This window comes from Mesorhizobium sp. M1006, assembly GCF_040318825.1.
In the GTDB taxonomy this organism is placed as follows: domain Bacteria; phylum Pseudomonadota; class Alphaproteobacteria; order Rhizobiales; family Rhizobiaceae; genus Mesorhizobium.
This window is the reverse complement of the sequence record NZ_JAMYMZ010000001.1, coordinates 181,737-202,285: the sequence shown is the minus strand read 5'-3', so window position 1 is coordinate 202,285 and position 20,549 is coordinate 181,737. Positions and strand designations below refer to the sequence as shown.

The 20,549-nt window shown below is 62.0% G+C and carries 20 protein-coding genes and 1 pseudogene; 17 read left to right on the top strand and 4 right to left on the bottom strand.

Going from position 1 to position 20,549, the window contains the following annotated elements:
- Window positions 1-5: 5 nt before the first annotated feature.
- Both NKH60_RS01015 and serB read right to left on the bottom strand, forming a co-directional pair.
- Window positions 6-578 (bottom strand): GNAT family N-acetyltransferase, encoded by a 573-nt coding sequence (locus NKH60_RS01015; protein WP_352831160.1) that lies wholly within the window; start codon window positions 576-578, stop codon window positions 6-8.
- Window positions 575-1,462 (bottom strand): phosphoserine phosphatase SerB, encoded by an 888-nt coding sequence (serB, locus tag NKH60_RS01010; protein WP_352820445.1) that lies wholly within the window; start codon window positions 1,460-1,462, stop codon window positions 575-577. The genes NKH60_RS01015 and serB overlap by 4 nt, the downstream gene beginning before the upstream one ends.
- Between serB and miaA the strand changes: the two genes are divergently transcribed.
- The 3 genes from miaA to NKH60_RS00995 all read left to right on the top strand — a co-directional run bounded on the left by miaA (window position 1,452) and on the right by NKH60_RS00995 (window position 3,837).
- Window positions 1,452-2,420 (top strand): tRNA (adenosine(37)-N6)-dimethylallyltransferase MiaA, encoded by a 969-nt coding sequence (gene miaA, locus NKH60_RS01005; protein WP_352831288.1) that lies wholly within the window; start codon window positions 1,452-1,454, stop codon window positions 2,418-2,420. The genes serB and miaA overlap by 11 nt on opposite strands.
- A gap of 104 nt (window positions 2,421-2,524) precedes the next feature.
- A complete protein-coding gene (locus NKH60_RS01000; protein ID WP_352501016.1) occupies window positions 2,525-3,319 on the top strand; it encodes a GGDEF domain-containing protein in 795 nt (264 codons plus the stop codon).
- Window positions 3,320-3,450: 131 nt separating this feature from the next.
- Complete coding sequence (locus NKH60_RS00995; protein WP_352539569.1) at window positions 3,451-3,837, top strand: ester cyclase; 387 nt, start codon at window positions 3,451-3,453, stop codon at window positions 3,835-3,837.
- A 36-nt stretch (window positions 3,838-3,873) separates the two neighbouring features.
- Here the strand turns inward: NKH60_RS00995 and NKH60_RS00990 are convergent, their stop codons facing one another.
- Window positions 3,874-5,700, bottom strand: a complete 1,827-nt coding sequence (locus NKH60_RS00990) for an ATP-binding protein (protein ID WP_352820447.1) — start codon at window positions 5,698-5,700, stop codon at window positions 3,874-3,876.
- Window positions 5,701-5,851: 151 nt separating this feature from the next.
- Between NKH60_RS00990 and NKH60_RS00985 the strand changes: the two genes are divergently transcribed.
- The 7 genes from NKH60_RS00985 to NKH60_RS00955 all read left to right on the top strand — a co-directional run bounded on the left by NKH60_RS00985 (window position 5,852) and on the right by NKH60_RS00955 (window position 12,096).
- Complete coding sequence (locus tag NKH60_RS00985) at window positions 5,852-6,418, top strand: helix-turn-helix domain-containing protein (protein ID WP_352768935.1); 567 nt, start codon at window positions 5,852-5,854, stop codon at window positions 6,416-6,418.
- 1 nt (window position 6,419) lies between these two features.
- Window positions 6,420-6,731 (top strand): hypothetical protein, encoded by a 312-nt coding sequence (locus tag NKH60_RS00980; protein ID WP_352870884.1) that lies wholly within the window; start codon window positions 6,420-6,422, stop codon window positions 6,729-6,731.
- 22 nt (window positions 6,732-6,753) lie between these two features.
- Window positions 6,754-7,281 (top strand): GNAT family N-acetyltransferase, encoded by a 528-nt coding sequence (locus NKH60_RS00975; RefSeq protein ID WP_352471627.1) that lies wholly within the window; start codon window positions 6,754-6,756, stop codon window positions 7,279-7,281.
- 219 nt (window positions 7,282-7,500) lie between these two features.
- On the top strand, window positions 7,501-8,661 hold the full coding sequence (locus NKH60_RS00970) for a PcfJ domain-containing protein (protein ID WP_352539572.1): 1,161 nt from the start codon (window positions 7,501-7,503) through the stop codon (window positions 8,659-8,661).
- 352 nt (window positions 8,662-9,013) lie between these two features.
- On the top strand, window positions 9,014-10,765 hold the full coding sequence (locus tag NKH60_RS00965) for an acetolactate synthase 3 large subunit (RefSeq protein ID WP_352471629.1): 1,752 nt from the start codon (window positions 9,014-9,016) through the stop codon (window positions 10,763-10,765).
- 66 nt (window positions 10,766-10,831) lie between these two features.
- Window positions 10,832-11,404: an acetolactate synthase small subunit gene (ilvN, locus tag NKH60_RS00960; protein WP_023676680.1), complete on the top strand. Its 573-nt coding sequence runs from the start codon at window positions 10,832-10,834 to the stop codon at window positions 11,402-11,404.
- A gap of 542 nt (window positions 11,405-11,946) precedes the next feature.
- Entirely contained in the window at window positions 11,947-12,096 is a 150-nt protein-coding gene (locus tag NKH60_RS00955; RefSeq protein WP_352539573.1) for a hypothetical protein, read from the top strand.
- Here the strand turns inward: NKH60_RS00955 and NKH60_RS00950 are convergent.
- The gene (locus tag NKH60_RS00950) at window positions 12,093-12,497 is read right to left on the bottom strand and encodes a metalloregulator ArsR/SmtB family transcription factor (RefSeq protein WP_352539574.1); all 405 of its coding nucleotides are present in this window, start codon (window positions 12,495-12,497) and stop codon (window positions 12,093-12,095) included. The genes NKH60_RS00955 and NKH60_RS00950 overlap by 4 nt on opposite strands.
- Window positions 12,498-12,683: 186 nt before the next feature.
- Here NKH60_RS00950 and NKH60_RS00945 point away from each other — a divergent pair, with 186 nt between their 5' ends.
- From NKH60_RS00945 to NKH60_RS00915, 7 genes and pseudogenes are all read left to right on the top strand, one after another.
- Window positions 12,684-13,640, top strand: coding sequence for an acyl-CoA desaturase (locus NKH60_RS00945; protein ID WP_352870880.1), 957 nt, complete (start codon window positions 12,684-12,686; stop codon window positions 13,638-13,640).
- Between the two features lie 131 nt (window positions 13,641-13,771).
- The gene (locus NKH60_RS00940; protein WP_352539576.1) at window positions 13,772-14,368 is read left to right on the top strand and encodes a LysE family translocator; all 597 of its coding nucleotides are present in this window, start codon (window positions 13,772-13,774) and stop codon (window positions 14,366-14,368) included.
- Between the two features lie 168 nt (window positions 14,369-14,536).
- A pseudogene (locus NKH60_RS00935) lies at window positions 14,537-15,704 on the top strand (efflux RND transporter periplasmic adaptor subunit).
- Window positions 15,701-18,859: an efflux RND transporter permease subunit gene (locus NKH60_RS00930; protein WP_352831153.1), complete on the top strand. Its 3,159-nt coding sequence runs from the start codon at window positions 15,701-15,703 to the stop codon at window positions 18,857-18,859. The pseudogene NKH60_RS00935 and the gene NKH60_RS00930 overlap by 4 nt, the downstream one beginning before the upstream one ends.
- 56 nt (window positions 18,860-18,915) lie before the next feature.
- Window positions 18,916-19,521, top strand: coding sequence for a nitrile hydratase subunit alpha (nthA, locus tag NKH60_RS00925; protein ID WP_352501008.1), 606 nt, complete (start codon window positions 18,916-18,918; stop codon window positions 19,519-19,521).
- Entirely contained in the window at window positions 19,518-20,177 is a 660-nt protein-coding gene (gene nthB, locus NKH60_RS00920) for a nitrile hydratase subunit beta (protein WP_352767821.1), read from the top strand. The genes nthA and nthB overlap by 4 nt, the downstream gene beginning before the upstream one ends.
- Window positions 20,178-20,196: 19 nt before the next feature.
- Window positions 20,197-20,529 carry a nitrile hydratase accessory protein gene (locus tag NKH60_RS00915; RefSeq protein WP_156937343.1) on the top strand — a complete coding sequence of 111 codons (333 nt, stop codon included), beginning with the start codon at window positions 20,197-20,199 and terminating at the stop codon, window positions 20,527-20,529.
- Window positions 20,530-20,549 lie beyond the last annotated feature (20 nt).

The following is a 20,549-nucleotide window of genomic DNA, read 5'->3' as shown; positions in this document are numbered from 1 at the left end:
GGCGGCTAGCGGGCCGCTTTTTTTCTTGCCTGCCAGTCTGTGCGTGACAGCCTGTAGAAGACATGTCGCCTGAGTGCGGTGTGGCTGTCCGGAACACCGGGATGGTCGAAATCGGAGGCGGGGTCGGCGATCATGCCCAGGCGCTCCATGACGCCAGTGGACCGGCTGTTATCCTTGACTGCGAAGGACACGATTTCGTCGAGGCCAAGTCTTTCAAAGCCATAGGTGAGCCAGGCTTCGGCTGCTTCGGTGACATAGCCGCGGCCCCAGAATTCGGGTGCCAGCCGCCAGCCGATCTCGATCGTGCCGCGCGGCAGGAATGGCAAATGATCGGTTCCGGTTATGCCGACGAAGCCGATGCATTCACCTGTGGCTGCGATCTCAGCGGCCGCGAAGCCGAAGCCGTCGCGATCGATAGCCGCGCGCAACTCCTCCATCTTGGCGTCAGCCTGGGCGCGGTCGCGGCGAAACGGAAAGAATTCCATGACCAACTCGTCGGAATTGATGCGATGGAAGAGCTCGCGGTCACGATCTCCCCAGTTGCGCAGGATCAGGCGCTCGGTGCGGATCGGCGTCATTCGACAAATTCCTTCCGGCGATAACCCTGCAGATAAAGCAAGGCGGTGAGGTCGCCGTGGTCGATACGGATCTTTGCCTCGGCTGCCACGGCCGGCTTGGCATGCAAGGCGACGCCGATCCCGGCAAGACGGATCATGTCGAGATCGTTGGCGCCGTCACCGACGGCAATGGCATCGGCAGGCGTCAGGCCGAGGCCGGCGGAAATCTCGATAAGGGCTTCGGCCTTGGCGGCGCGGCCGAGGATCGGTTCGGCGACCAGGCCGGTGAAGCGGCGATCCTGCTCGATCAGGCGGTTGGCGCGATTTTCGTGAAAGCCGAGCAATGCTGCGATGCGGGTGGTGAAGATGTCGAAACCACCGGAGATCAGGGCCGTCCAGGCGCCATTGGCCGCCATTGTCTGGACGAGCGTGCGGCCGCCGGAGGCTAGCGTCAGGCGATTGTCGATGATGCGGTCGATGATTGCGGCATCGAGACCCTTGAGCAGCGCCACGCGCTCGCGCAAGGCCGGCTCGAATGCGATCTCGCCGTTCATCGATCGCGCCGTGATGGCGGCGACGCGATCCTTGACGCCGATCTCGTCGGCAAGCTCGTCGATGCATTCCTGGTCGATCATCGTCGAATCCATGTCGGCGATCAGGATCTTCTTGCGCCTGTTCTCGGCCGGCTGGACGGCCACGTCGATCGGTTCGGAAGCCAGCGCGGCACGCAGGCGCGCCGTTATTTCGGAAGCGTCGGCGGTCTCCGGCAAGTCGAGCTCGCAGGCGATGCCTTCGGCCAGCCAGCGAACAGCGCTTGCGCCGACCGACCGCGAGGCCATATTCGCTAGCGTCGGCGTCAATGCGCGGCCGGCGGGATGGGATAGAAGCGTGGCGATCAGCGGCATCGAAAATTCCAGCGGACGGGCGGGCGGCGGCCGCCTGAAGAACGCGATCCTGATAGCCGGGCCGACCGCCAGCGGCAAGTCGGCGCTCGCACTCGACCTCGCCGAGCGCAATGGCGGTGTCATCGTCAACACCGATTCCATGCAAGGCTATTCGGTGCTCGACGTGCTGACGGCGCGGCCTGGTCCTGCCGAACTCGCCCGCGTCCCCCACTTTCTTTATGGACACGTCGATCCGTCCACCGCCTATTCAACCGGCGCCTGGTTGCGTGATGTCATAAAGCTGATCGACGACGGCACGCTTTCGGAGCGGCCAGTGATTTTCGTCGGCGGAACCGGGCTTTATTTCCGGGCGCTCACGGAAGGTATCTCGGAGATGCCCGACATTCCGAAGTCGATCCGCGACCGCTGGCGCTACGAGCTCCAGGAACAGGGCGCAGTGAGATTGCACCGCATCCTGTTGCGCGAGGATTCTGCGGCCGGCATGATGCTGAAGCCGACGGATGGCCAGCGCATCGTGCGGGCGCTGGAGGTGCTCGACGCGTCGGGCCGTTCCATCCTGGACTGGCAGGCCGCGCGTGGCTGGCCGTTGATCGACGGGAGCAGCGCGCGTTTTTTCGTCATCGAGCCGGAGCGAGCGGCTCTGGTGGAGCGGATCGATGCCCGCTTCGACCGCATGCTGGATGAGGGGGCACTGGACGAGGTGAAACAGCTTTCAGCGCTCGGCCTCGATCCCGACCTGCCGGCGATGAAAGCAATCGGTGTTCGCGAGCTTCAGGCCGCGCTGGCCGGCGCCTTCAGTTTTCCCGAGGCCATCGAGCGCGCGAAAATCGCGACGCGGCAATATGCCAAACGGCAGGCGACCTGGTTCAGGCACCAATTGGGCCCGGAATGGCAGAGATTGCGTCCTGATGGGGGGATCGACTCGATGCTCTCACTCCCTCCTTCGAGCGCAACCTGAAAAGTCGACACCGAGGGGACATTTCGCGTTGAAGTTGTCCAGGTTAACTGTCCGTAAGTTCCCGCATGCCATAAGATCGCTACGAACTTTCCAACGGGGAGCAGATGCGTTTCCACAAGGCGGAATCAGCCTTTTTCGTCTTTATTTTTGTGATCCTGGCCGCCGGCCTGGTGACGCTTTACGCCTATGGGCTCCTGCAAACCCTGGCCGCCGACATTAGCAATACGCCTTCAAAACTCGATGAAATCGTCTATCTCAACAAGCTGCTGTTTGCGACGGGCGTGCTGTTGGCGACTGCGCTGTTCTTCGGCATTTTCTTCATCTACCCGCTGATCCGAAAGCAGGCGACGGAAGAAGGCAAGCTGCGCGCCATGACCGTTTCGCTCAGCGCGCGTTCGGAGACGCTGGAGCATGCGGCGCTCACCGACAGCCTCACCGGCATGCAGAACCGGCGTTATTTCGACGATGCGCTGAAGGAATATCTCGAAGAGTTCCGCCGCATCGAGAAACCAGTAGGGCTGATGATCCTCGACCTCGACCATTTCAAGCAGGTCAACGACAGCCACGGCCACGATGTCGGCGACGAGGTGTTGCGGGCGGTCGCCAACTGTCTCAAGGACATGACACGCTATCACGACGTGGTGGCGCGCCTGGGCGGCGAGGAGTTCGCGGTGGTCACGCCCAATATGGACGCCGAGCTGCTATCCAAATTCGCCGAGCGCATCCGCAAGGCGATCGCCAACATGTCGGTGCTGACGGGCAATGTCCGACTGAAAATCACCACCAGCGTCGGGCTTGCCGTCTGGGATCGCAAGGAAACCGCCGAGGAGTTCTATCGCCGCGCCGATCGCCAGCTCTATGAGGCGAAGAGGCAAGGGCGCAACCGCGTCTGTGCCTGAATTCCGTCATTGAATTCGTGATTCCGGCCGTCTGGTATCGTTTTCTTCGTTTCCGGTGCACGCAGACCGACATCACCCCGTCAAGCTGAGATGCTGCCTTTGCGGGGCTTGCCGGAAATAGAGGTGTTGCCGTGACTAAATCCGATCTCTCCGGTCTTTACCGAGGCTATATTGCATGCCTGAACAAGCAGGATTGGCCAAATCTGGGGAGGTTTGTTCATGATGAAGTGACCCACAACGGTCGCAAGCTCGGATTGTCCGGCTATCTCGAAATGTTGGTGAGAGACTTCGACGAAATTCCGGACCTTTATTTCAACATTCAGCTATTGGTTGCCGATCCGCCTTATGTAGCGAGCCGGCTAAGCTTCGACTGCGCGCCAAGGGGAACGTTCCTTGGGCTCGATGTAAGCGGGAAGAGAATTTCGTTTGCCGAGAACGTATTTTATGAGCTTCAGAGAGGGAAAATTCGCCAGGTGTGGTCAGTTATAGACAAGACAGCCATCGAAACTCAGCTTTGATATCTGCGAGCGCTGCCTAAAAGTCGCTCGGCTCAATCATTCTGGGGGACGCAGGCCGAAGGTCGCCGGCTTGAGGCCGTAGCGCAAGTCGAAATCGTCGTTTCGCTGGGTGCGTGCGGCCGACGGCTTGCGATAGTCCGAATCGCCGGCCTGCCGGCCCGGATCGACGACTTCCGCGAAAGGCATTGCCTGTTGTGATTTCGGCACGTTGCGCAGCCGTTCGACGATTGCCACGAGGTCGACCTCGTCGCCGGTTTCGGACGGCAAGGCATTCTCGCGTCTGGCGGTGCCGGGGATCAAATCCTCGGAGAGCTTTTCGAACTTCATCCGCATCGTCGTCGCCACGCCTTCCCCGAAGGCGATAGCCTCGCGCTGGCCCATGGAAGACAGGAACGCGAGCGTCGAAGCCGAGGAATCGGCGATCGCCGAGCGGATGATCGCCTGGTCCTGCTCGTTGGCGAGCCGCATGGCAAAGAACGTCGAGCACTGCGACAGGATGGTCGGGTCGAGTTCGCCCGGGCGCTGGGTGACGACGCCGAGATAACAGCCATATTTGCGGCCTTCCTTGGCGATGCGCGACAGCGCGTGCCGCGTCGGCGCGAAACCGAGGCGCGGATCGGCCGGCATATAGCGATGCGCTTCCTCGCACAGGAAGAGCAGCCGCAGGCGGCCTTCGCTCCACAACGCCAGGTCGAAGGCCAGCCGCGCCAGGACCGAGCAAACGGAATTGACCACCTCGGACGGCATGCCGGCCATTTCGAAGCAGGTCACCGGGCGGCCGTGATGCGGCACGCGGAAGATGTTGCCGATCGTCTCGTGGATGGTGTCCTCGATCAGGCGCGAGTTGAACATGAAACGGTAGCGCGGATCGGATGCCGCCGATTCGATACGTGTCTTCAGTGACCTGAGGGTCGGGCGATCGTTCTTGCTTTCCAGCAGCCCCATGCGCTCGTCGACCAGCTTGATGAGGTCGGCAATGCGATAGGGCACCGGCGCGTCTGCGGTCAGCGCATCGGTGCTGCGCCGTAGATAGTTGCCGGAGTTCGGATTGCGGTAGAGGTTCTTGGCCGCGGGGATGAGATCGCGCAAGGCGTCGACCTCTTCCGGGACCGTCTCGCGGCCGCGAAACAGCACCTCGGCAAATTCCTCTAGCTTGAACATCCAGAAGGGCAGGTCGAGCGTCGTCGAATCGACCCTGACGCAATATTCGGGCAACGACGCGGCGAACTCGTTGTGTGGATCGAGGATGAGCACGCGCAGGTCGGGCCGGGCGGCGATCGACTTGCGCAAGAGCAGCGACACGGCGGTCGATTTGCCGACCCCGGTGGTGCCGACAATGGCGAAATGCCGCGCCAGCGTATCGTCGATGGCGATATTGGCGTCGATCGCCTCGTCCTGCGACAGCGTGCCGATGGTGATCGAATGACGACCTGCGAGATCGTAGACGGCCTGCAGGTCGCGGCTGCGGATACGATGGGCAATGGCGCCGATATGCGGGTAGGTTGTGATGCCACGGTCGAAGATCGGCTTCGCGCCGGGTTCGGCCCCGTCGCGCACCTCGCCGATCAATTCGATGCTGACCTCGATCGGATTCTGGCCCTCGCTGCTCCACGCACGATCCGACTTGCCGATTTCATAGACCAGGCCGACGGTTCGTGATGTACCGAGATTGATCGAGATCATCTTGCCGACGCTCCACAGGCCGGTGACCGTGCCTTCGATATCGTCGGCATAGGCGCTGATGGTGGCGCGCGCGCCGTCGCATTGTACGACATTGCCCAGAATGCGCTTGTCGTTCTGCTCCGCCCTGCGGCGCTCCAGCAAAGTCGGTTCCCCAATGGAGGCTTCGCGTTCAACGAGCATGGATACGCCGGTCCCCTTTTCCCAAGCGATGAGCCTAGGCGAACGGGGTTAAGGTGGGATGAGGCCGGATGGTTTAGCGGACATTAAGGAGTTTGCGAAAACTGGATGAAACGGCCGTTGCTCTGTAGAAGAATTTCGATATATTGGATTAATGGATGATATAGCGAACGACATCTCCTCGACCATCGGCAGAAGAATACATACCGAAAGAGTGGCTCGAGGCTGGTCCTTGGCAGAACTGGCGGAGCGGTCCGATGTTTCGAAAGCCATGCTGAGCACGGTAGAACGCGGCATGACCAGCCCGACGGCGGCACTCCTTGTGCGTATTGCGGCCGCCTTCGGCATGACGCTGTCCACATTGATCGCAAGGGCGGAATTGCAGGGCGGTGGCCTGCTTCGCGAACGTGACCAGCCGCTCTGGCGCGATCCGGCTACGGGATATGTGCGGCGGCATCTTTCGCCGGTTTCGGACATGCCCCTCGAACTGATCCGGATCCAGTTGCCGGCCGGCGCCAAGGTAAGTTTCCCGGCGGCGTCTTATGCCTTCATCAGGCAACAGATATGGCTGATCTCCGGGCGGCTGGAATTCACAGAGGGAGACATCGTTCACCGGCTCGAACCGGGCGACTGCCTGGCGCTCGGCGCGCCATCCGATTGCGTCTTTCACGCTCCGGGGCCGGACGCCGCCGACTATCTGGTTGCGTTGGCCAGGAGCTGAGGTGAAGGCGCGCCGTCCAAAACGCTGCGACAATGGCGGTCCGCCGCTCGACGACTATGACGGTCCGCCCTGGGGCAAGGGCGACCCCTATGTGTTTCTTGCCTGGCAGACCGCCCATGCCCAGGCATGGAAAGTGCCGAGCCGCGAGATCTTGCTGATGCGGCTGCACAAGGCCGAGCGGCTGGGCCTGACCTATGAGGAATACACGCTCGAACTGCTGGAACGCGGGCGACATCTGCAAGAGGAAGACGCCGATCGCATCGCGGAAATCCGGCGGGCCAGGAAGCGGAAGCGGACCAGTCGTTTCGACTGACGGACGGCGACAGGGGAACGACATGAGTTCGATCGAAATCAGGCCACTCAGCAATGCTGACGGAACGCAAAAAATGCTGACGGAACTGCTGATCGGGACAGTCGCTGCCGGCGGCTCGGTCAGCTTCATGCATCCGTTGGTGCCGGAGATGGCCGCGGCCTTCTGGAACAAGTCGCTTCAGGCGGCCGCCAGAGGCGAAAGGGCGGTGCTTGGGGCCTGGAACGGCGAGGCTCTGGTCGGCACCATCACCTTGCTGCTCGACTGCCCTCCCAACCAGCCGCACCGGGCCGAGATCGCCAAGCTGATGATCCGCCTCGATTACCGCGGCAAGGGCATCGCAACCCGCCTGATGGAGGCGGCGGAAGCCGTTGCTGTGGAGAAAGGCCGCACGCTGTTGGTCCTCGACACGGCAAAAGAGGAGGGGGCTTCCGGGCTCTATGAAAAGCTCGGCTTCACGCTGGCCGGCGAAATACCGGATTATGCGCTGAAGCCGCATGGCGGGCTCACAGGCACCCTCATCTACTGGAAACGCGTCGGCCGGACACGCTGATGGCGACAACGATGCACCTTTGCAACACCCGTCAGACCATCGCGGGCGTGGAAAGAATAGCTCTTGCGTCAAATTGGCGGCGAGCTTAGAGAAGCCGCCCATTCTGATCCGTCGTCCTGAAAGGAGACCTGTCAATGACCCGGCGATCCAGATCGACACATTCCGTGCCGACGCTGGAATTGCGTGCGGCTGACAGGGTTCCAATCAGGAAGAACGGCCATGGCAAAGTCCATGATCCAGCGCAGGCAGGATGCCGAGCGCGAACGCATTGAAGCATATGCCGTAACGCTGCGGCGGGTTTTTCCTGTCCCGCGTCCCGCTCCGGATTTCGAGCGGGCGCTCGACGAGGCACGTCGGGGCTTTGCCGGCATGGCGATCCGCGACGGCGCGCTGTGGCGTCCAAAGCTGAAGACGCGCGACCCCGCGCGGCTGCGGCTGGCCGCGGCGCGCCATCTCTATGCGCGCTACCCGGTTACAGCCGCGCTCGAGGGGATCTGGCTGGACAGCTCGGGGTTGAATGCCGGCGAGATTGCGCTTCGCAAGGCTTGGTATACCGCAGTGGCGCGTGGTGACTCGCTTTACAAGGCGGGCGCCTGTGCGTGGCTGTCTCGCAAGGAGGTGCATTGCTTCTTGAACTTGCCCGGCGATTTCACGTTCGACGAGGCATTTTGGGTGGTGATCGCCCGGTCCTACACGGATGATTCCGGGTTGGCGGCCCGACTTGCCAAGTCGAAAATCGCGCGCACGCCACGTAACGATCTGGCCTTCTGGCGCGAGGTGACACGGTTCTTCTGCGGGCAACCCGCGTCGAAGGAGGAGATCGACGATCTTTGCGACTATATCGGCGCCGTGCACCAGCGCGATGCGGCGTACAGCCTGAAGGGTCGCACGCTTGCCTCGCTGCGTCGGCAGATGCTGGAATGGCATCGAGACATTGCCGCGATCGAACGCATCGAGGCAATGCGCCGCCGCGCTGCCGGGCGGACCACGCGTACTGCCGGGACGCAGTCGCAGGGTCGCGCCTGGGACGGCTCGTGCCTGGACGACTGGGACTGGCAGCCGTCGACCAAGGAGGCAAAGGCGCATGGCGAGCGTTTCTTCGTCCGTCAGTTGAAGACAGCCGAGGATCTGGTCGCCGAGAGCCGGGCGATGCATCATTGCGTCTCGATATACGCGGCCAAATGCATCGCCGGCAATGCCTCGATCTGGGTGCTGCGGCGCTCGGCGCTGGGCAAGATCGAGCGGTTGCTGACGATCGAACTCGACCCGCAAAACCGTGCGGTGCAGGTGCGCGGTTTCGGCAATCGTCTCGCCTCGCTCGAGGAGCGCAAGATCATCGAGCGCTGGGCCAAGGCGAGGGGTGTGGTGCTCTGCGCCTGAAACGGAACACCCGCGCGGCGGAAAGGCGGCGCGGGTGCATAATGGGCGGATGTGCCGACGTCGGGCCAAGTGCACATTCGCCGTTGACAGCGGCGTCAAACCAATTCTATTGTCCGCCACCATGAAAAAGGCACTCATTCTCGTAGGAAAGCGCGTGGGCAAGGCGGTGTAACCGCCGGGCGGTGACCTCCCATGCGCAAGACACAGGCTCCCTCGGGGGCCTTTTTTATTGCCCGAAACACGACTAAACGACGAGCAATCGCCAGATGGCGAACAGTACGGGACCAGAACGATGAGCAGTGGACAGAATGAGCGGCGCGAAATGCCAAGAACTGAAATGCCAAGGAGCGAAATGACGGGTGCCGAAATGGTGGTGCAGGCGCTGAAGGACAATGGCGTCAAGCATGTTTTCGGCTATCCGGGCGGCGCGGTTCTGCCAATCTACGATGAAATCTTCCAGCAGGACGAGGTCGAGCACATCCTCGTCCGCCACGAGCAGGGCGCGGGCCACGCGGCGGAAGGCTATGCGCGCTCGACTGGCAAGGCCGGCGTCATGCTGGTGACCTCAGGGCCGGGCGCCACCAATGCGGTGACGCCATTGCAGGACGCGCTGATGGACTCGATCCCGCTGGTCTGCCTGACCGGCCAGGTGCCGACTTCGCTGATCGGCTCGGATGCGTTCCAGGAGTGCGACACGGTCGGCATCACGCGGCCCTGCACCAAGCACAACTGGCTGGTCAAGGACGTCAACGAGCTCGCGGCAACGATCCACGAGGCCTTCCATGTGGCAACGACAGGGCGCCCCGGTCCGGTCGTCGTCGACATCCCGAAGGACGTGCAGTTCGCCAGGGGTATCTATGTCCCGCCGCAGACGGCGCCGCGCACCAGCTACCAACCGAAGGTCCAGGGCGATCTGGAAAAGATCAAGGCGGCGGTCGAGCTGATGGGGGCTGCCCGAAAGCCGATCATCTATTCGGGCGGCGGCGTCATCAATTCCGGCCCGGAGGCGAGCCATCTGCTGCGCGAGCTGGTCGACCTCACCGGCTTTCCCATCACCTCGACGCTGATGGGCCTCGGCGCCTATCCGGCGTCGGGCAAGAACTGGATGGGCATGCTCGGCATGCACGGCACGTATGAAGCGAACATGGCGATGCACGATTGCGACGTCATGCTCTGCATCGGTGCGCGCTTCGACGACCGCATCACCGGGCGGCTGACGGCGTTTTCGCCGAATTCGAAGAAGATCCACATCGACATCGACCCGTCGTCGATCAACAAGAACGTCCATACCGACGTGCCGATCATCGGCGATGTCGGGCGTGTGCTGGAGGATCTGGTGCGGCTGTGGCGGGCAACCGCCAAGGCCGACAAGAAAGCGCTTCACCCGTGGTGGGAGCAGATTGCCAAATGGCGCGCGCGCGATTCGCTCGCCTACAAGATGAACCACGAGGTGATCATGCCGCAATACGCCGTCCAGCGGCTCTATGCGCTGACCAAGGACCTCGACACCTACATCACCACCGAGGTCGGCCAGCATCAGATGTGGGCGGCGCAGCACTATCATTTCGAGAAGCCGAACCGCTGGATGACCTCTGGCGGATTGGGCACGATGGGCTACGGCCTGCCGGCGGCACTCGGCGTGCAGATCGCGCACCCGGATGCGCTGGTCATCGATATCGCCGGCGATGCCTCGGTGCAGATGACGATGCAGGAAATGAGCGCGGCGGTGCAGCACGAGGCGCCGATCAAGATCTTCATCCTCAACAACCAGTATATGGGCATGGTGCGGCAGTGGCAGCAGCTGCTACACGGCAACCGGCTGTCGCACTCCTACACCGAGGCGATGCCGGATTTCGTCAAGCTCGCCGAAGCCTATGGCGGCCACGGCATTCGCTGCGACAAGCCGGACGAACTCGATGATGCCATCAAGGAGATGATCGCGGTCAAGAAGCCCGTCCTGTTCGACTGCCGCGTGGCGACGCTCGCCAACTGCTTCCCGATGATCCCGTCCGGCAAGGCGCATAACGAGATGCTGTTGCCGGACGAGGCGACGGACGAAGCTGTCGCCAACGCGATCGACGCCAAGGGTAGGGAACTGGTGTAGTCTGGTTCAAGGAAGCTGTGCGAAAACAGCAGATTAGCGCAAAAGTTTGAAATCGAGATTCATGTCATGAACGCACAGTTGCAACCGACCGGCTCCGCCTATTTCATCGCCAAGGAGACGGAAAAACCAGAGAACCACACGCTTTCGGTCCTGGTCGACAACGAGCCGGGCGTGCTTGCGCGGGTCATCGGCCTGTTTTCCGGACGTGGCTACAACATCGAGAGCCTGACGGTCTCGGAAACCGAGCACGAAAAGCACCTGTCGCGCATCACCATCGTGACGCGCGGCACGCCGCACGTGCTGGAGCAGATCAAGCACCAGCTCGAGCGCATCGTGCCGGTGCACCGCGTCGTCGATCTCACCGTGCGGTCGCAGGAATTCGGACAGGAGCGGCCATTGGAGCGGGAACTCGCGCTGGTCAAGGTCGCCGGCACCGGCGAAGCCCGCGTCGAGGCGCTCCGGCTCGCCGATGCATTCCGCGCCAGCGTCATCGATGCCAACACCGAGCATTTCATCTTCGAGATCACCGGCAAGGGCTCCAAGCTCGATCAGTTCATCGCCATCATGAAACCGCTCGGGCTGGTCGAGATCTGCCGTACCGGGGTGGCGGCGATGAACCGCGGCCCGCAAGGGATGTGATCATGATGCTCGCGGCGGCAATTCTAGCAGGCGCCGGCGCAATCGTTCTTGCGGTCACGACGGCGGCGGCCAGCTAGGAGCCGGTATTCGACAAGTCAGTGCTGCCGAAATTGTTTGAAGAAATCGACCCGCAGGGGCACACCGAGCTATTATTTCCAACAATGCCCGGCCGATATTTGGCGCAGGGCGTCGGGCGTCGATGACGCGCTCTTTTCCACGCCGGGAATAGATTACCAAGGTTGTGAGAAAGACGTCTTGGCCTGTGCCAGGCGGTGTTTCGACGGACGCAGGGGCGAAGCCTGTTTCGAGACGGCCAGGGTCATCCAGGAGCACTCGCCAGAAGACAAGCAATGGACCGAGGAGATGTTCGCCCAGGCCTGCGCAACTGGCAGTATCGGCGGCTGCACAAATCGCGGCGCGGGAATTCTCTTGGGTCGGCTTGGGCTAAACAAACTGCTTGCCGCCGGTAGTGCCAATGAATCTTGCCCTTATCGCGCACATTCAAGCTGAGCTGCAATGAGGGCGATGCCTGGGGTTGCACCATGTATGGCAGCGCCCTTCAGCATGGTGAAGGCGTCTCTGCGGACGAAGCCGAGGCGATGGCCGCTTACAAAAAGTCTTGCGAGATCGCTGTGGAATTTGACGCCTGCCGATACGCCAAGGCGCTCATGAAAACGATGCAAAGCCGCTAGGGCTTTTCAGATTTGCGCAACTGCGATCTTTGCGCTGCCTCGCCTCGACCAAGTTCTTTGCTTTCTCTCTTGATAGGGCGCGATACCGGGCAGACATCCTGAACAAATCCATTCAGCGTGTTCACAAGATTGTTCTGGACCAGAGAATAGTGGATGAACTGTCCGTGCCGCTCCTTGGCGATGAGCCCGGCCGTCTCCAGAATGCTCAAATGCTGCGAGATCGACGGCTTCGACATCTCGAAGCGCGCCGCGATCTCGCCCGCCGTTAGGGAAGAGTGCGCAAGATAGGCGAGGATCTTGCGCCGGGGCGCTGAAGATAGCGCTTCAAACACGCGCTGTATCGCGCCATTTGCGTGAGCAGCCGTTTCGGCATCCGCTGCGTGCTCTGCATCTTCGATCACTGTCTGCCACCTTGTGATGCCGAGGCGTTGGCTGCGCCTCGGTCCGCCTTTCTTATTTTCATTTAGACTATTGCCTAAATACCTAATTCACAGTAGTAGACGATTAGCTTACTGCCTAAGTAACGGACGACGCGCCAGAAGGCAAGGCTGTGGTCCGGAAATGTTCATGCAGGAGGAGGGGTACCGATGAAAACCATATCCACGGGCAGAATGATTTCCCAACAGGACAGTGACGCCGAAGACGGCAAAGTCGTGTGGGTGCCGGCAAAGTCGATCTGGGTCGGGGCGATGACGATCGCCGCCATTGTGTTGGGACCGATGACATTTAGCTGGAGTGCCTTCGCCTTATTCGTTGCGACAACGGCGGCGACAATCTGCGCCGGACACTCGGTGGGGATGCACCGTCTGCTCGTCCACCGGTCGTTCAAGGTTCATATCTGGGTCGAGCATGCGCTGGTCTACCTTGGCGTGCTCGTCGGCATGGCCGGTCCTTTTGGGATGATCTATGCTCACGATATTCGTGACTGGGCTCAGCGCCAGACCGCATGTCACGATCTCCATGCCCATCGTCGGCCATTTTTCACCGATGCCTTCTGGCAGATGCATTGCGCGGTCGCTTTGCGCAATCCACCCACCTTCGTCATCGAACACTCGATCACGAATGACCGGTTCTACAAGTTCGTCGAGCGCACCTGGATGCTGCAACAACTGCCCTGGGCGATCCTCTTTTTCGCGCTTGGCGGCTGGGATTGGGTGGTATGGGGAATCGCGGTGCGCGTTTCAGTGTCGCTTACCGGGCATTGGTTGGTTGGGCATTTTGCGCACCGAGATGGGGAGCAAGGATGGCGCGTCGACGACGTTGCCGTGCAAGGATACAATTTGCCGCGTTTCGGGCTGGTAACGTTCGGCGAGAGTTTCCACGGCAACCATCACGCGTTTCCCGAGTCTGCACGGCTTGGTCTGGAACACGGACAGATCGATCTCGGCTGGCTATTCATTCAGGTTCTGGCGATCCTGGGTCTGGCGCACAGCGTCAAGATTCCGGAGAATACGCCGAGACGAAAAGGGCTGCGACGCGTGCGCCGTCAGCGCGAAACTGCCCCGAATTCAGATCTATGGTCGGTGCAGCCCTACCGCAGATAGATGTTCTCAGCGGATATTGGCCTAAGATATGAAGGAACGCTTGGGGCGCGTGGACCAACGAATTGCAATTGCACTCAGCACCTCATCGATTTAAGTCAGTATTTCAGTATTATTGATCTTTGCGATCCTCCATGACCTTCGATGCATTCCTTGCTCTGCTGGTTTATGCCTTCGTGACCTCGATCACGCCGGGTCCGAACAATTTCATGCTTTTGGCCTCGGGCGTGAATTTCGGCTTGGTCAAAACCGTGCCACACATGCTCGGCATCGGCATCGGCTTCCTCGTGCTGTTGCTTGCCGTAGGCTTCGGGCTTGGCGCCGTGTTGACGGCCTTTCCGGTCCTGCATACCGGGTTGAAGATCGCCGGCGGCCTCTACTTGCTTTATCTCGCCTCGAAGATCGCCATGTCGCGCTCGCTCGGCGGCGAAGACAAGACGAAGGGCCAGCCGATGCGCTTCATCGAGGCTGCGGCATTCCAGTGGGTCAATCCCAAGGCCTGGGTGATGGCGATTACAGCCATGGCCGTCTATACCAGTCCGGAACGCCCGTTTGTGTCGGTGGTGCTGATCGCAGCCGCTTTCGCCGTCGTCATGCTGCCGAGCATTTCGACCTGGGCCGGTTTCGGCATGGCGCTGCGCGGCTTTCTGGCGGATGCGGTGCGGCTCAAATGGTTCAACATCGTCATGGGTGTGATGCTTGCGGCGACGCTGTGGCCGATGCTGCGTTAGCTGCCGTTCTATTGTGCACTGCACATTAAATCTTCGTAATGACGGGTTTTGGCCCTTTTTCGCCTTCGGCATCCTCTATTATCTGGCAAAAGCGCGGCAAGAGGCTGCGAGTTGAGCTAGACTACGGCCACCGGATAGCGGCGTGTCGGATCGAGAGGTCTTTTGTCGATGCGCGGAAAGATCGTATTAGCGGTGATCGCTGCAGCCTGCGTTGCCGCGGCGTGGCTCTATCTTTCGCCCAGCGCAATGAGCGGTCTTCAGCAGATGCTGTCGGCGAAGCAGACGGCGACGGCGGACAAGCCCGCTGCAGCGGCAAATGCCGCGCGTACGACTTCGGTGGTTGCCGCCACCGCTACGACGGCCGATTTCCCGGTCCGGCGCTATGCCATCGGCTTTGTGTCCTCTCCTGCCGTGGTCAGCATCAACGCGCGGGTCTCGAGCCAGATCGTCGCAATCGCGGTCAAGGACGGACAGATGGTGAAGGCCGGCGACCTTCTTTTCTCGCTGGACGATCGCTCGTTGAAGGCGCAACTGGCACGCGATCAGGCGACGCTCGCAAAAGACCAGGCGCTGCTTGCCAGCGCCACGGCCGATCTTCAGCGCGCCAAAAATCTCGTCGCCAGGCAGGCCGGAACACAGCAGACCTACGATCAGGCCGTCGCGGCACAGAAATCCGCCGCGGCCACCGTCGACGCCGACAAGGCAACGATCGATGCGGACCAAATCCAGCTTGGCTTCGCCACGATCAGGGCGCCGATCTCCGGCAGGCTTGGCGCAGTCAGCGTCGCCGTCGGCGATCTCGTCACCACCAGCAACGGCAGCAGCACGTCGACTCCACTGGTGACGATCACGCAGGTCGACCCGCTGCAGGTGAACTTCAATCTCCCCGAAAGCGATCTTGCCTTGCTGCACAAGGCGCTGGCAGCGCCGCGGCAACACGGCGTCCGGCACGATCGCAACGCGGGCCAGTGTGCCCAACGCCGATCTTTCGCTATGGCCGGGCCAATACGTCAACGTCGTGCTCGATGCCGGCATCATGCCACAAATGACGTCCGTTCCGACGGTCGCCGTCCAGCCCAGCCAAAAGGGCCCGTTCGTCTATGTAATCAAGCCGGACAACACCGTTGAAATGCGGCCCGTGCAGGTCGCGCTGACAGAAGGCACCAACACCGCAATCAGCCAAGGATTGAAAAGCGGCGAGCGTGTCGTCGTCGAGGGTCAGACCAAACTGAAGAACGGCGCGGCGGTGCGCGAAGGCAAGGCTTCGACCGGCACAGGCGATCGGGCGGCTCCGAAGGTTGCCGAGGCTGACCGGACGGGCGGAACACAGCCATGATTTCCGAATTCTGCATCCGCAGGCCCGTCGCCACGCTGCTCATGTCGTTCGCCCTGGTTCTGGGCGGACTATTTGCTTACAAATTCCTGCCGGTCGCGGCGCTGCCAAGCGCCGAATTTCCGGTTGTCAACGTCTCGGCCTCGCTGCCCGGGGCTTCGCCGGAAACCATGGCGACCTCGGTGGCAACGCCTCTGATCAAGCAGTTTGCCACTATCGCTGGCATCGATTCGATCTCGACGACCAACTCGCTCGGCTCGACCTCGATCGCCATTCAGTTCGTACTCAACCGCGACATCGATGCAGCCGCCGCCGACGTGCAGGCAGCGATCGCACGTACGCAACGACAATTGCCGCCGGAGATGACCAGCCCGCCGAGCTACCGCAAGGTCAATCCAGCCGACGCGCCGATCCTGCTGATGTCGCTGGTCAGCGACACAATTCCGCTGACTGATCTCGACGCGTTTGCCGAGAATGTGATTTCGCCGTCGCTGTCGACGATTGACGGCGTTGCGCAGGTGTCGATCTACGGGCAGCAGAAATATGCCGTGCGCGTCCAGATCGATCCGACGGCGCTCGCCGCACGCGGCATCTCGATCGACCAGCTGCAGACGGCCATTGCCTCAGCCAACAGCAACACGCCGCTCGGCGTGCTCAAGAACAACAAACAGCAGCTGACGATCACCGCGAACACGCAGCTGAACGATGCGGCGGGATTCTCCAACATCATCATCGCCACCAAGAACGGCCATCCGGTGCGGCTCGGCGAGGTGACCCGCGTCATCGATTCGGTCGAGACCACGACGACGGCAAGCTGGTATGACGGCACCCGCGCCATCATTATGGCGGTGCAGCGCCAGCCGGATGCCAATACCGTCGACGTCGTCGACCGCGTCAAGGCGATGCTGCCTTCCTTCGACGATCAGATGCCGGCAGCGGCGAGCATCCAGTTGCTAAACGACCGCTCGACATCGGTCCGCGAGGCGGTCGATGACGTGCAGTTCACGCTCCTGCTCACCATCGCGCTGGTGGTGATGGTGATCTTCCTGTTCCTGCGCCGAGTGACGGCGACGGTCATTCCGGCGGTGGCGGTACCGATTTCGCTCATCGCCACGCTGGGTGTAATGTACCTGTTCGGCTTTTCCATCGACAACGTCTCATTGATGGGGCTGACGCTGGCGGTCGGCCTTGTCGTCGACGATGCAATCGTCATGCTCGAAAACATTTTCCGCCATATGGAGGAGGACGGGCTCTCGGCCCTCGAGGCGTCACTCAAGGGCGCGCGCGAGATCGGCTTCACCATCATCTCGATCTCGATCTCGCTGGTCGCCGTGTTCATTCCGGTGCTTTTGATGGGCGGCGTGATCGGGCGCATCTTCAACGAATTCGCGGTGGTGGTGACGGTCGCCATCCTGGCGTCGATGTTCGTCTCGCTGACGCTGACGCCGATGCTGTGCTCGCGGCTGTTGTCATTATCGAAAGCCGAGCAGAAAGCAGCGCACGGTGAAGGCCATAGACAAAACGTCTTCATGCGGGGCTATGACAGGCTGCTGACATTCTGCCTGCGCCACAATTTCCTTGTCTTCCTTGTCTTCCTCGTGACCGCCGGGCTGTCGGTGTGGCTGATCCAGATTTCGCCGAAGGGCTTCTTCCCGCAGGAGGATATCGGCCAGGTCTCGGTGACGACCATCGCGCGCCAGGACATTTCGTTTGACGCGATGGTGAAGCTGCAGGGGCAAGTGGCGGATGTCTTCACCCATTCGCCCTACGTCGCGCATGTCGGCTGGTCGGCGGGCAGTGGAAATAATGCGCTCAACCAGGGCCAGCTGTTTGTGCAGCTGAAAGACAAGGACCACCGACCGAACATCGACAAGGTGCTTACGGACCTGCGGCGCCAGCTGGCCAATGTGCCCGGCATCGAAACCTACATGCAGCCGGTGCAGAACCTGCGGCTCGGCGCGCGTTCTTCGGCGAGTGCCTACCAGCTTGCCGTTCAGGGCCTCGATACCGGCCTGACGAACGTCTGGGCGCAGAAGCTGACGGACGCGATGGCTGCCGATCATGCCGCCTTCACCGACGTCACCAATGACCTGCAGAACAACGCGCTACAGGCGACGCTGGTGATCGACCGCGACAAGGCGGCGAACCTCGGCGTCGATACCGACACGCTGCGCTCCAGTCTCTACGGCGGTTTCGGCACCCAGCAGGTGTCGACCATCTTCGGTTCGGCCGACAGCTACGACGTGATCATGGAGCTCGATCCGAAGATCGAGTGGTCGCCCGAGCGGATGCTGGCCATCAAGGTGAGAACGGCGAGCGGCAGCCTAGTGCCGCTCGGTGCGTTCGCCCGCGTCGATCGGACCGCCGGTGCTTTGACCGTCAACCAGCTCGGCCAACTTCCGGCAGTGACCATCTCCTACAATCTGCCGCAAGGCGTGGCCCTCGGCGACAGCGTGAGCCACATCAACGCGCTGAAGGACAAGATCGGCATGCCGCCGACGATCTCGACCGCCTTCTCGGGGACGGCCAAGACGTTCCAGGATTCGCTTTCCAACCAGGGGCTGCTGATCGGCGGCGCGATTCTGACCATCTATATCGTTCTCGGCATGCTCTATGAGAGCTTCATCCACCCGCTCACCATCCTGACCGGGCTTCCATCGGCGGTGCTCGGCGCGCTGGTGGCACTGCGGCTGGCGGGGATGGATCTGTCGGTGATCGCGGTGATCGGCATCCTGATGCTGATCGGCATCGTCAAGAAGAACGGCATCATGATGATCGACGTGGCGCTGGAACTCAGGCGCGAGGGGATGTCGCCCGTCGAATCCATCCACAAGGCCTGCCTGATGCGCTTTCGGCCGATCATGATGACCACGCTTGCCGCGCTGATGGGTACCATCCCGATCGCGCTCGGCACCGGCGCCAGCGCGGAATTGCGCCAGCCTCTCGGCGTGGCGGTGGTCGGCGGTCTTGTCGCCTCGCAGGCACTGACGCTGTTCGTCACACCCGTCATTTACGTCTACATGGAGCATTTTTCCGGCTGGCTGGTCAGGCTGTGGGCGCGGCGCCGGGGCGAGCCGAGCCCGGTCGAAGCGGTCGACCAGCCGTCACTGTTCGACGAGGAGGAAGAACCGGTGCCGCAAAAGGCGGCAGCCGAATAGCGCTGGCCCAAGCCGTGGTGCTTGCGGCCGGGGGTCCGCGATCGTAATTTGACGCCATGCCGCACAATCACGACCACGACAACGAGCTTGATCCCTTTGCGGCGCGGGTGCGCGCGCTGGAGACGATTCTCACCCGCAAAGGCCTGATCGATCCGGCGGCGATCGATGTTATCGTCGACACCTATGAGACTAAGATCGGGCCGCGCAACGGCGCAAAGGTGGTGGCGAAGGCCTGGGTTGATCCCGGGTTTGCCGCATGGCTGAAGCGTGATGCGACGGCGGCAATCGAATCGCTCGGCTACACCGGCCGGCAAGGCGAGCACATGCAGGCGGTGTTCAACACGGCCGACACGCACAACCTCGTCGTCTGCACGCTATGCTCCTGCTATCCGTGGTCGGTGCTCGGCCTGCCGCCGGTCTGGTACAAGGCGCCGCCCTACCGTTCGCGCGCAGTGATCGATCCGCGCGGCGTGCTCGAGGAATTCGGTCTGACCTTGCCGGCGAGGACGACAATCCGGGTGTGGGATTCGACCGCCGAGCTGCGCTATCTGGTGGTGCCGATGCGCCCCCGGGGTACGGAGGGCTGGGATGAGGCAAGGCTCGCCGATCTGGTGACGCGCGATGCCATGATCGGCACGGCGTTGGTGCGGGAACCGGCATGAACGGGCCGCAGGATCTCGGCGGCCAGATGGGTTTCGGGCCGGTCGCGCCCGAACCTGACGAACCCTATTTCCATGCCGATTGGGAAAGGCGGGCGCTGGGCGTGACGTTGTGCGCCGGCGCCATGGGCGCCTGGACCATCGACGAGAGCCGGCACGCGCGGGAATCGCTGCATCCAGCGGATTATTATGCCTCCAGCTACTACCAGATATGGATCAAGGCGCTGGAGGTGCTGCTCAAACGCCATGGTTTCGTCAGCGACCGGGACCTGACTACGGGCGACGCAGTCGACCCGGCAGCGACACCCAAACGGGTGCTGAAGGCTAAGGACGTTCCGGCGGTGCTGGCCAAGGGCGGGCACTGCGACCGGCCTGTCGCCGCGCCTGCGCGGTTCAAGGCGGGCGACCCCGTGCGAACCAAGAACTTTCATCCGACCGGCCACACCAGACTGCCGCGCTATGCACGCGGCAAGCGAGGCGTCGTCGAGGCTGTGCGCGACGGCTTTGTCTTTCCCGACACCAATGCGCACGGCCAGGGCGAAAACCCGCAATGGGTCTATACGGTGGCCTTCACCGGCGGCGAAATCTGGGGCGAGGGCGCCGATCCGACACTTGTCGTGTCGATCGACGCCTGGGAGAGCTACCTTGAGCCGGCGTGAGACGGGCTCAGTTGCCGCCATGCTGCCCGCCGGTGTCGAGGCGCCTGTGTTTGCCGAGCCGTGGCAAGCAGAGGCCTTTGCCATGACGGTAGCACTGCACGACAACGGGCTGTTTTCGTGGAGCGAATGGGCGGATGCTTTGTCGGCAGAGGTGAAGCGGCCGGGCGCCGCGCGCGACGGTCACGATTACTACGAGCACTGGCTGGCAGCGCTGGAAAAGCTGCTTTTGGCCAAGGGCGTTGCCGGAAAGCGCGACGTCGATGCGCTCGCCGCTGCCTGGGAACGCGCCGCGCACGCAACGCCGCATGGCAAGCCGATCCAGCTGGAGAACGATCCACAGCGGGCCGGGTAAGCTGCGGCCGCCCGGCCTTG